The sequence below is a fragment of the Longimicrobiaceae bacterium genome (assembly GCA_035936415.1).
Taxonomy (GTDB): Bacteria; Gemmatimonadota; Gemmatimonadetes; order Longimicrobiales; family Longimicrobiaceae; genus JAFAYN01.
The window spans coordinates 1-10,229 of sequence record DASYWD010000195.1 but is presented as its reverse complement, the minus strand read 5'-3'; the positions used below and the strand labels follow the sequence as shown (position 1 = coordinate 10,229).

General features: G+C 73.4%; 9 protein-coding genes. 2 read left to right on the top strand and 7 right to left on the bottom strand.

Annotation, left to right across the window (positions count from 1 at the left end):
* Positions 1 to 56: 56 nt before the first annotated feature.
* Positions 57 to 1,736, bottom strand: a complete 1,680-nt coding sequence (locus VGR37_07660; protein HEV2147264.1) for an amidohydrolase — start codon at positions 1,734 to 1,736, stop codon at positions 57 to 59.
* A 29-nt stretch (positions 1,737 to 1,765) separates the two neighbouring features.
* Entirely contained in the window at positions 1,766 to 2,350 is a 585-nt protein-coding gene (locus VGR37_07655) for a hypothetical protein (GenBank protein ID HEV2147263.1), read from the bottom strand.
* A 239-nt stretch (positions 2,351 to 2,589) separates the two neighbouring features.
* Here VGR37_07655 and VGR37_07650 point away from each other — a divergent pair, with 239 nt between their 5' ends.
* Positions 2,590 to 3,081: a ferritin-like domain-containing protein gene (locus VGR37_07650; GenBank protein ID HEV2147262.1), complete on the top strand. Its 492-nt coding sequence runs from the start codon at positions 2,590 to 2,592 to the stop codon at positions 3,079 to 3,081.
* Between the two features lie 78 nt (positions 3,082 to 3,159).
* A complete protein-coding gene (locus VGR37_07645; GenBank protein HEV2147261.1) occupies positions 3,160 to 3,414 on the top strand; it encodes a hypothetical protein in 255 nt (84 codons plus the stop codon).
* 4 nt (positions 3,415 to 3,418) lie between these two features.
* Here VGR37_07645 and VGR37_07640 read toward each other — a convergent pair whose 3' ends face one another.
* From VGR37_07640 to VGR37_07620, 5 genes are all read right to left on the bottom strand, one after another.
* A complete protein-coding gene (locus VGR37_07640) occupies positions 3,419 to 4,447 on the bottom strand; it encodes an MBL fold metallo-hydrolase (protein HEV2147260.1) in 1,029 nt (342 codons plus the stop codon).
* A 28-nt stretch (positions 4,448 to 4,475) separates the two neighbouring features.
* Positions 4,476 to 5,522, bottom strand: a complete 1,047-nt coding sequence (locus tag VGR37_07635) for a DUF4097 family beta strand repeat-containing protein (protein ID HEV2147259.1) — start codon at positions 5,520 to 5,522, stop codon at positions 4,476 to 4,478.
* 20 nt (positions 5,523 to 5,542) lie between these two features.
* A complete protein-coding gene (locus tag VGR37_07630) occupies positions 5,543 to 8,158 on the bottom strand; it encodes a DUF5916 domain-containing protein (protein HEV2147258.1) in 2,616 nt (871 codons plus the stop codon).
* A 167-nt stretch (positions 8,159 to 8,325) separates the two neighbouring features.
* Positions 8,326 to 9,714 carry an MATE family efflux transporter gene (locus VGR37_07625; protein ID HEV2147257.1) on the bottom strand — a complete coding sequence of 463 codons (1,389 nt, stop codon included), beginning with the start codon at positions 9,712 to 9,714 and terminating at the stop codon, positions 8,326 to 8,328.
* 125 nt (positions 9,715 to 9,839) lie between these two features.
* Entirely contained in the window at positions 9,840 to 10,145 is a 306-nt protein-coding gene (locus VGR37_07620; protein HEV2147256.1) for a hypothetical protein, read from the bottom strand.
* Positions 10,146 to 10,229: the final 84 nt, after the last annotated feature.

Here is a 10,229-nt window from a genome sequence, read left to right as displayed (position 1 = left end):
GCGCCGGGGATTCCCCGGCGCCGCCTCGGCGTTCTGCTCCGGCGAAGGAGGGCCGCCTACCGCTCGCGGGCCTCGTACACGACCCGCCCGCCGACCACCGTCGCCAGGATGCGGGCGTCGCGGATCGTTTCCGGCGGGATCGCCCGCAGGTCGCGGTCGATCAGGACGAAGTCGGCGAGCTTCCCGGGGGCGAGCGTCCCCTTCTCCCCTTCCTCGAACGAGGCGTACGCTGCGTCGGCGGTGTACGCCCGTAGCGCCTCCTCCACCGTGACCTTCTGCTCCGGCACCCAGCCGCCCGGGTGGAGGTCGTCCAGCGTGCGCCGCGTGACCGCGGCGTAGATCCCCTCCAGCGGGGTAGGCGGGGCGACGAACCAGTCGCTCCCGAAGGCGACGCGCGCCCCGGCGTCCAGGAGCGAGCGGAAGGCGTAGGTGGTCCGGATCCGCTCCGGGCCGATCACCTTCTCCGCCCAGCGGCCGTCGTCGATGGCGTGGTACGGCTGCATGCTGGGGATCACCCCCAGCGCCCCGAAGCGCGGGAGGTCCGCCGGGGCCACGTGCTGCGCGTGCTCGATCCGGAAGCGCCGGTCGCGCGGGCGGTTCTCCCGGGCCACGCGCTCGAAGATGTCGAGCTGCAGCGTGTTGGCCCGGTCGCCGATGGCGTGCACCATCACCTGCAGCCCCGCCGCGTCCGCGCCGGAGACCCGGCGGTACAGGTCGTCCGGCTCGCTGACGAGGAGGCCGCGGTCGGCGGGAGTGTCGGTGAAGGGTTCGTGGAAGGCGGCGGTGTGCGAGCCGAGGGAGCCGTCCACGAACCCCTTGAGCCCCCCGATCCGGAGCCACGCGTCGCCCCGGCCGCGAGCCGCCACCGTGTCGCGGAGCCGCTCCCACGTGTCCAGCGGCACCACGGCGTAGATCCGGGTGCGAAGCGTCCCCGCCTCGCGGGCGCGGCGGAAGGTGGCCAGGTCCGCCCAGCTCCCCACGTTGTGCACGGAGGTGACGCCCTGCGCGGCCACGTGGCGCATGGCGGCGTCCAGCGCGCGGTCGTTCATCGCGGGCGAGGGCTCGGGGACGACGCGGTCCACCAGCGACATGGAGTTGTCCTTGAGCACCCCCGCCGGCTCGCCGGCCGCGTCCCGCACGATGGTGCCGCCGGGGACCTCCGGTGTGGCGTGCGTGACCCCCGCGGCGCGGAGGGCGGCGGTGTTGGCGAGCGCCATGTGCCCGTCCAGCCGGTTCACCCACACCGGGTGCTCGGGGGTGACCGAGTCGATCCAGGCGCGCGACGGCAGCTCGCCGCCCCAGCGCTCGTGGTCCCAGTCGCCGCCGGTGATCCAGGTCCCCGGTGGGACGGTGCGCGCGAAGTCGCGGATGCGGGCGACGAACTCCGTCGGGGTGGCGGCGTCGCGAAGCTGCACGGAGGCGAGCCGGAAGCCGCCGGTTACGAAGTGCACGTGCGCGTCGATGAACCCCGGCACCAGCATCCCGCCGCGCGCGTCGATCACCCGCGTCGCGGGTCCCACCAGCCGGCGCACCTCCGCGTCCGTACCGACGGCCAGGATCCGGTCTCCCCGCACGGCGACCGCCTCCGCGTCGGGGCGCGCGGGGTCGCCGGTCCAGGCGCGGGCGCCCAGCACCACCAGCTCCGCCGCTGGCGGAGGCGCGGACGCGGGGGGAGCGGTCCGCGGCGCGCAGGCGGCGAGGAGCGCCAGGAGCGGGGCGAGGGCGGTCGTGCGCATCGTCGGTCGGCGGAGCGATGGGGAGGCGGTCAGTACCCCCAGGGCGCGGGCGGTGCGGCGACCGGGGTGGAGAGGTCGAACTCGACGCGGAAGCGGCGGTCGGTCCCCTCGCGGCGGAGGGCGTACGCGAAGCGCTCCCCGGGGACCACCTCCATCGTCCAGACGTTGGTGGCGGCGGCAGGGATGAGCAACGCCGTGTGCGCGTCCGCGTAGAACTCCTGGCTGGCGGCGGTGCCGGGACCCCGGGTGTCGCCGCCGTACTGGGTGATGCGGTCCTCCGAGCCGTCCTCGTGCCGGTGGTCGTGCTTGAGGCGCAGCCCGTCGGCGGTGCGGGTCACGATCCAGGTGCGCGACCGGTCGTCCCCCACGTGGAAGGGGATGCGGATCTCGTCGTCGCCGCACTGGCGGACGTGCATTACGAGCGCCTTCCCGGCGAACGCGGTGTCGGAGGCGTTCCCCTGCGCGAGCGTGCCGGCGTAGGCGCGGCCGCAGTGCTGCCGCAGCGCGGACCAGAACGCTTCCTGCTCGGCGGAAAGGGAGCCGCCGGCCGGCGCGAGCGAGGCGCAGGCGGCCAGGAGCGCGAGGGCGGCGAGTACGGGAAGGCTGCGGCGCATCGGCTGGACCTCGGTGAGGGGAAGGGCCGGAGAGATGATCTTACCCCGGGGCGGCGGTGCGGGAAAGTGGTGCGAGGCCGCGGGGCGGGGCCGTTCGGCTACCAGACCACCTCCACTCCCGCCTCCCGGGCGATCTCCGGCGGCGCTGGTACGCAGCATGCATCCGCCTACAGGGCCTCGCCGTTGTCCTGTAAGAGCGGCGTAAGTGTAAGTAAACCACGAACATAGGAGAGGGCCCCATGAAAATGGACTCGCTGAAGGACCTCTACGTCGAGCAGCTCAAGGACCTGTACAGCGCCGAGAACCAGATCCTCGAGGCGCTCCCGCAGATGGCGGAGAAGGCCAGCCATCCGGAGCTGAGGACGGCGTTCCAGGAGCACGAGCAGGTGACGCGCGACCAGGTGCGGCGCCTGGAGCAGGTGTTCGACGACCTCGGCGCCAAGCCCTCCGGCCACCACTGCAAGGCCATGGAGGGGATCATCAAGGAGGGCGAGGAGCTGATGAAGAAGAAGGCGGACTCCGACGTCATGGACGCCGGGCTGATCACCTCGGCGCAGCGGGTGGAGCACTACGAGATCGCCGGGTACGGCACAGTGCGCACCTACGCCCGCTCCCTCGGCTTCGACCGGCAGGCGGAGCTCCTCCAGCAGACGCTGGACGAGGAGGGGAGCACCGACCAGCGGCTGACCCGGCTTGCCGAGCAGCTGGTCAACCCGGACGCGATGCGCTGAGCGCTCCGGCCGGTGAACGACGAGGGGGCGGCCCACCGGGCCGCCCCCTCCGCGCAACCTCCACGCAGGGAGAACCGCATGCCGAACCTCCGCACCGCCGCTCTCGCCCTCGCGCTCGCCGCCCTGGCCGCCTGCGGGGGGGAAGCGGGGCAGAGCTACCCCGACGAGGAGGGGGGGCTGCCCCCGGGCGCGACGCTGCAGGACTCGCTCGTCGCCGGCGAGGCCATCCAGACGACGCCGCCCCTGGAGGGGATCGACGGAGCCGACCCCGGAACGGCGGCGGGCGACACGATGCAGCAGGCGCCGGCCGGGAACGCCCCGGCCCGCCCGTAGGCGCCTACCCGGGCTCCGCGGGGCGGGGGACCACGCGCGTCTCCCCGTGGCGGGGGATCCAGAGGCGCTCGGGCGGGAGCCCCGCCTCCGCCCACGCGGCGCGGGTGCGGACGGGGGGCTCCAGCGGGTCCTCGTCGGTGAGGCGGAAGGTGCCCCAGTGCATCGCCGCGAAGGTCCCCGAGCCGCCCAGGTCCAGGTAGGTCCGGACCGCCTCCTCCGGGTTCATGTGCGCCGGGCGCATGAACCAGCGCGGCTCGTAGGCGCCGATGGGGATCAGGGCGGCGTCCAGCGGCCCGAAGCGCTCCCCGATCTCGCGGAAGCCGCTCCAGTAGCCGCTGTCCCCCGCGAAGTAGACGCGCCGCCCGCCCGGGGCCTCCAGCATCCAGGAGCCCCAGAGGCGGTCGTTGAACTCCCGGAGCCCCCGCCTCGTCCAGTGCTGCACCGGGAGGCAGGTGGCCCGCAGCGTCCCCGCCCCGCCCGTGAGCTCCGCGGCCTCCCACCAGTCCCGCTCCACCACGTTCGTGATCCCCCGCGCGCCCAGCCACTCGCGGTAGGCGAGCGGCGCGAGCCAGCGGAGCCCGTCGCCGAAGCGCGCGTGCAGCTGCCGGACGGTGCGGTCGTCCAGGTGGTCGTAGTGGTCGTGCGAGAGGAGCACCGCGTCGATGGGTGGGAGGCGCTCCCACGCGATCCCGGGCGGGACGAAGCGCGCCGGACCCAGCCAGCGGAGCGGCGAGGCGCGCCGGCTCCACACCGGGTCGGTGAGGAAGTTGAGGCCGCCCGCCTGGACCAGGAAGGTGGCGTGCCCCACCCAGGTGACGCGCACCTCGTCCGCTGCGGCCCGGGGGTGGGCCACGTCGCTCTCGGCGCGGGGGAGGTCGCCGGGAGAGGGGTTGGGCGGGAGGCGGGTGGTCAGCCGCTCCCACTGCCAGCGGAGCAGCGACGCCGCGCCCCGGTCGTCCGCCCCCTCCATGGGCCAGGGGACGCGGAAGGTGCCGTCGGGAAGGTGGTGCGGGGGAGACGGCTTCGCTGGCATTCGTACGCTCGGGGCGGGGCGGCCCCGGTCAGCTCCGGGTGATCCGGACGCCCCCGGACCCGGTGTCGATCTCCAGCCGCCCCTCGCCGCTCCCGATGCGGCCGCGGTAGGAGTCGCGCCGGACCCGCGTGGCCTGCGCGGGGACGTCCACCTGGATCCCCCCGCTCCCGGTATCGATCTCGACCTCGGCGCTGAACGAGGCGGGGACGCCGAGCCGCACCCCTCCCGATCCGGTGTCGATCTTCACCCGCCGCGCGGGGGACGCGAGGCTCACCCGCACGCCGCCGCTCCCCGTGTCCACCTTGAGGTTCTCCGCGCGGACCCCCGAGAGGTCCACCGACCCGGAGCCCACGTCCACCTCCACCTCGTCGGCGGCGATGCCGGTCCCGCTCACCGACCCGCTCCCGGTGTCCACCCGGAGCTTCCGCCCGCGCACGTCCGCCAGACGGACGCTCCCGGAGCCGGTGTCCACGTCCACGTCGCCCTCGGCGCGCTCTACCCGGACGCTCCCGGAGCCCACGTCCACCGTGAGCGACCCGCGCGTCCCCGCGGCCGCCACCGAGGCGGAGGCAGTGTTGACGCGCAGCGTGCCGTCTACGTTGGAAACATCCACCTTCCCCACTCCCTGGTGCAGGGTGACGGTGCGCCCGGCGGGGACGTGCACGACCAGGTCCGCGTATGCCTCGGTCCCCCGGCCGCTGCCGGTCACCGTGACCCTGCGCCCGCCCCGCCCGAAGGTGCCGTCCTCGCGAAGGCTGAGGCTGCTGTTGGACCGGGGCCCCATGCGCGGGTACACCACCCGGTCGCCGGGGGTGACCACCACCAGCGCCTCCGCTCCGTCCACCTGCTTCCGGTCCACGCGCAGCTCGCGGGCGTCCGCGCCGCCGCGCACGACCTCCACCACCACGCCGGAGCCGGAGCCCCCGGCCACGCGGACCTCGCCCGCGAGGTTGTGGATGGACACCCGCTCGCCCCGCAGCGTGTACCGCTCCGCCTGCTGCGCCGCGCCGGGCGCCGCCAGTCCGGCCAGCACCGCCGCGCCGGCGAGGGCGCGCACCGCGATCGTCTTCGTCATCGTCGAGCTCCGTTGCGGGGTCAGAGGCTGAGCCAGTAGTTGACCTTGATGAGCAGCACGTTGGTGCTGGGGACCGGGAGGTCGTCGTCCAGGCCGAAGAGGCGGCGCGTGTCGCGCATCAGTTCGAAGCGCCCGTCGCGGTCGAAAGCCTCGCGCCCCTGGCTCCACACCACGAAGAGGGTCGAGCCCGGGCGGTATTCCCAGCGGAGCACCGTGTTGGAGCGGAACGCCTTGAAGTTGAAGTCCGGGTTGCCGAAGCGGAAGTTGGCCACGCCGTCGCCGTCCGTGTCGACGGCGTAGGCTCCGTTCACGAGCGCCGGGTCGCCCAGCGGGCGGAAGCGGTCGCTGAAGCGTGCGGCCTGCACTACCCGCAGCCCGTCGCCCTCCCCCGTCAGGGCCACCTCGCGGAAGCCGCTCGCGTCTCCCGCGCTGAGGAAGGGCTGCGCGTAGAGCTGCAGCGACAGGTTCGGGGTGAAGGTGTAGCTCAGCCGGGCGGTGAGCGCCGCGGTGGTCTGGTCCAGGCGGCTGAAGACGAAGTGCGGCCGGCCGTCGTCCCGCGAGGACAGCGGGACGAACTGCCAGGTGTTGAGCGACCGCGAGTACGAGGGACGGAGCGACAGGTTGCTCCTCGTGGAGGCACGCCAGGTCAGCGAGGTGCTGAGGTTCCAGTTGTAGCCGTCCTCTTCCTCGCTCCATCCGCCGCTGGCGTTCAGGGAGCCGTAGACCTCCTTCCGGCTGTCGCTGCTGAGCCCGCTCCAGGCGTTGTACGAGGCGGGGACCTCCAGCGACGGCCCGCCGCGGAGCGCGCGCACGCTCACCACCGGGCGCTCGAAGTTGAGCCCGCCGTGGGCCCCCCAGAAGTTCAGGAGGCGGAAGCTCCCGTTGGCGTTCCCCCCCAGAGCCGTCCGCTCGCCGCCGAAGGTGTACCCCGTCCAGAGGTTGGTCCCCAGGTTCCAGTTCCGGAAGGTGCGTCCCGGCGTGCTCTGCTGGTAGCGGAGGTTCCCGGCCCAGAGCACCTGGTCGGCGTCGCGCTGGAAGCCCAGGTCGTTGGCCTCGAAGCCCGGGGAGCGCGCGTTCAGCACCGTGGCCCAGCGCCAGTTCCCCCCGCCCATCTTGTACGTCTCCACGTTCGCCGCCCACCCGGCGAGCGAGCCGCGGTTCGGGATCAGCTCCAGGTGGTCGGCGCCGGGGCGCTGGAAGAAGCGCGTGGAGGAGCGCTGGGTGCGCCAGAGGGCGGCGCTGTCGCCGTACACGCTGCTCCCCAGCACCCACCCGCGGATCTCGTAGTTCCCGCCGCCGTATCGGGTACGCGCGTCCACTCCGCCCGCGTACGCGGAGGAGCGGAGGAAGTCCAGGCGGTCCTCCTCGCGCAGGTCGCGGTGCACGGTGGTCACGATCCCGCCCACCGCGCTCTGCCCCTGCCGGAAGGCGCGGATCACCCGCGCCACCCCGTAGTTGGTGAGCGGCTCCACCGCCACGCTGGCCCGCTGGCCGGTTCCGGGGTGGATGAAGCGGGCCTCCTCGCGCCCGGTCACCGCGTCCATGAAGCCCAGCGACCACCCGCTCTGCGTGCGGCCGGTGACCTTCGCCGCCGCCAGGATGTTGCTGACCTCCGGCACGTCCCTGAACTCCGCGCGGCCGGGGACCCGGTCGCCCACGCCCTGCGGCGAGCGCCCGATGCGCCGGGAGTAGAAGAGCGCCTCCGAGCCGAAGTCGCCGTCCCCGGCGCCCAGCCCGAAGCGGAAGATGTCTGCCCCCTCCACGAAGAAGGGCCGCTGCTCCGAGAAGAAGCTCTCGTACGCGGTGAGGTTCACCTGCGAGGGGTCCGCCTCCACCTGCCCGAAGTCCGGGTTGACGGTCGCGGTGAGCGTCAGGTTGGAGGTGATCCCGTACTTGACGTCCGCGCCGACTCCCGCGCCGGGATCGTTGCGTCTGTAGAAGGGGTTCCCCGGCTCTTCCGGGGCGCGGGTGAGCCGCGCCGACGTGTACGGGAGCACCTCGAGGTTGCGCGGCGAGGGGAGCCCGGAGAGGCCCCGCAGCTCGCCGAAGCGCGACACCACCCCCGCCACGTTGGGGAGGACCGGGGCCCAGAACGTCTCCTCGCGCGTGCGGGCCACCTCGCGCCGCACGTTGAAGCCCCAGACCCTCCCCCCGGCCAGGTCGCGGGCGCTGTAGCGGAGCTGGGAGAGCGGGATGCGGAACTCAGCCGTCCACCCCAGCGAGTCCACCCGTGCCGCCGCGTCCCACACGGCGTTCCAGCCCCTGTCGTTGTTCGTGTCGTCGAACAGGTAGAAGTCCTGCTTCACCCCGCGCGGGTTCACCCCGAACATGTAGGCGGTGCGCCGGTCGTGGAACGAGTCGAAGCCGACCTGGACCCAGTCGGAGTAGATGTCGGCGTCGCGCCGGGCGAGCTGCCCCACGATCGAGTCCGGGCGCGTGTCGTACATCCGCACCGCCACGTAGACGGCCTGGTCGTCGTACGCCACCCACGCCTCGGTGTCCTGCGAGGCCGGCGCCCCCGCCTTGGGGGCGTTCTGGATGAAGCCCCTCGCCGGCTCGGCGCGGCTCCAGACCGCCTCGTCCAGGCGGCCGTCCACCGTGGGGGTCTCCCCCGCGGGGATGCGAACGGCGCTCACGGACTTCAGGGAGTCCGCGGGCGGCGCGAGGAGTGTCGTACTCAGGAGGGCCAGGTGAGAAAGCATCGTGAAGTGTGCTGGGGTTCGGGTCGGGGACTGTGCCCTGCTCAGGGGCGACTACGGGAGCATCCCTGCGGAAGTTTCAGACGGCGGTGTGCGCTGCCCCGTCACCAGAGCACCCGCCGCACCCGCCAGGCGAGGAGGACCGCCACGGTCGCGAGCGCGGCGCTGAGCCCCGCCCACACCCCGGCCGGTCCCAGGGTGGTGTGGAAGCCCAGCAGGTATCCCACCGCGACCCCGATCCCCCAGTACCCCGCCACCGCCATCAGCATGGGGACGCGTGTGTCCGAGGCGCCGCGCAGGGCGCACAGCCCCGCCACCTGCGCTCCGTCGAACACCTGGAAGAAGGCCGCCACCACCATCAGCGAGGTGGCGACCCGGACGATCCCGGGGTCGGAGGTGTACAGCCCCACCAGCTCCCGCGGGAAGAGGAAGAAGGCCACCGCCGTGAGCGACATGAACCCCACCGCGCACAGGTAGGTGGCCGCCACTGCGCGCCGCACCCCGCGCTCGCTCCCCGCCCCCACGTGCTGCCCCACCCGGATGGAGCCCGCCAGGCTCACCCCCAGCGCGACCATGAAGGTGACGCTCGCCAGGTTGATGGTGACCTGGTGCGCCGCCAGCTCCACCGGGCCGAACCATCCCACCATCACCGCCGTGAAGGAGATGAGCCCCACCTCCACGCCGAGCTGCGCGCCGATGGGGGCGCCGATGGCGGTGATCCGCCGCAGCAGCGCGGCGTGCGGGCGCCAGCTCACGCCGCGGAACGGGTGGAAGCGCGGGTGGAGGAGGAGGTATCCCACCATGGCCGCGAGCATCGCCCAGCGGGTGATGGTCGTCGCCCAGCCGCTCCCCACCAACCCCAGCGCCGGGACCCACCCCTCCACCCCGTAGATGAGCGCCGCGTTGGCGGCGACGTTCACGGCCAGCCCGACGAAGGTCATGACCATGGCCGGGGCGGTGATCCCCATCCCCTCCATGAACTGCCGGAAGGCCAGGAAGAGCAGGGCGGGGAGCGCTCCCCAGGCCAGGGCGTCCATGTACTCACCGGCCAGCTCGGCGACGCCGGGCTTCTGCCCGAAGAAGCGGGCGATGTCGCCGCCCAGGAAGGTGAGCCACGCCAGTGGGACGCTCAGCGCCAGCGCCAGCCAGAGCCCCTGCATCAGCACCTCGCGGCAGCGCTCTCGGTCGCCCGCGCCGAAGGCCTGGCTCACCAGCGGCGTCATCCCCAGCACCGTGCCGGTGAAGAGCATGAGCATGGCGACGTGCAGCGCGCTTCCCAGCCCCGCGGCCGCGAGCGCGTCCGCGCCCAGCGGCCCCACCATGATGGTATCCGCGGTGCTCATTCCCACCTGGCCGAGCTGGCTGACCACGAGCGGCCCCGCCACCGCGAGGAGCTGCCGCAGCTCCCGGAGGAAGAGCGCGCCGCGGCGCCGGTCCCGGGAGCGGCGCCGGCGGGGAGTGCGTGGCTCGGGGTGGCGCAGCGTGGTCGACATCGGATGCAGCGGTGGTCGGGACGGCTGGAACCATGAAGAATAAGCCCGGGTGCCGTCTGGCGGCACCCGGGCGGGGAAGTGCGAAAGTGCGGGAGTGCGAAGTGCGAAGTGCGAAAGTGCGGGAGTCAGGCGTCGTCGCCGTTCCCGGCGCGGCGCCCGAGGGCGGCCGGCCGCCTCGTCTCGGCCGAGGAGAGGAGGGCTTCGGCGAAGTCCTGGCGCTCCTCGATGAGCGAGATCCGCGCGTCCATGCTCTGCATCAGCTCCCGGATCTGGGCGATCTCGGCGCCGCGGTCCGGGAGGCGCCGCTCGCGCGTCATGACGTCGATCAGGTTGCCGAGGCGCTTGGTGAGCGGGCGGAGGATGAGCACCCCGCCGGTGGTCACGATCCCGGTGACCATTACGATCATGGGGGCGATGCTTTCTGGATCCATGCGGGGTCCTGTGGGTGTGTCGGGGAGAGGGTGCGGTGCTGCCTGGCTCTACGTGCACCGGCGCGCGGAGGTTTCAGCTCCGCG

Bases quoted from the DNA above. Each gene is read 5' to 3' on its own strand.
- VGR37_07660 (HEV2147264.1), bottom strand. From the start codon at position 1,736: ATGCGCACGACCGCCCTCGCCCCGCTCCTGGCGCTCCTCGCCGCCTGC.
- VGR37_07655 (HEV2147263.1), bottom strand. From the start codon at position 2,350: ATGCGCCGCAGCCTTCCCGTACTCGCCGCCCTCGCGCTCCTGGCCGCC.
- VGR37_07650 (HEV2147262.1), top strand. From the start codon at position 2,590: ATGAAAATGGACTCGCTGAAGGACCTCTACGTCGAGCAGCTCAAGGAC.
- VGR37_07645 (HEV2147261.1), top strand. From the start codon at position 3,160: ATGCCGAACCTCCGCACCGCCGCTCTCGCCCTCGCGCTCGCCGCCCTG.
- VGR37_07640 (HEV2147260.1), bottom strand. From the start codon at position 4,447: ATGCCAGCGAAGCCGTCTCCCCCGCACCACCTTCCCGACGGCACCTTC.
- VGR37_07635 (HEV2147259.1), bottom strand. From the start codon at position 5,522: ATGACGAAGACGATCGCGGTGCGCGCCCTCGCCGGCGCGGCGGTGCTG.
- VGR37_07625 (HEV2147257.1), bottom strand. From the start codon at position 9,714: ATGTCGACCACGCTGCGCCACCCCGAGCCACGCACTCCCCGCCGGCGC.
- VGR37_07620 (HEV2147256.1), bottom strand. From the start codon at position 10,145: ATGGATCCAGAAAGCATCGCCCCCATGATCGTAATGGTCACCGGGATC.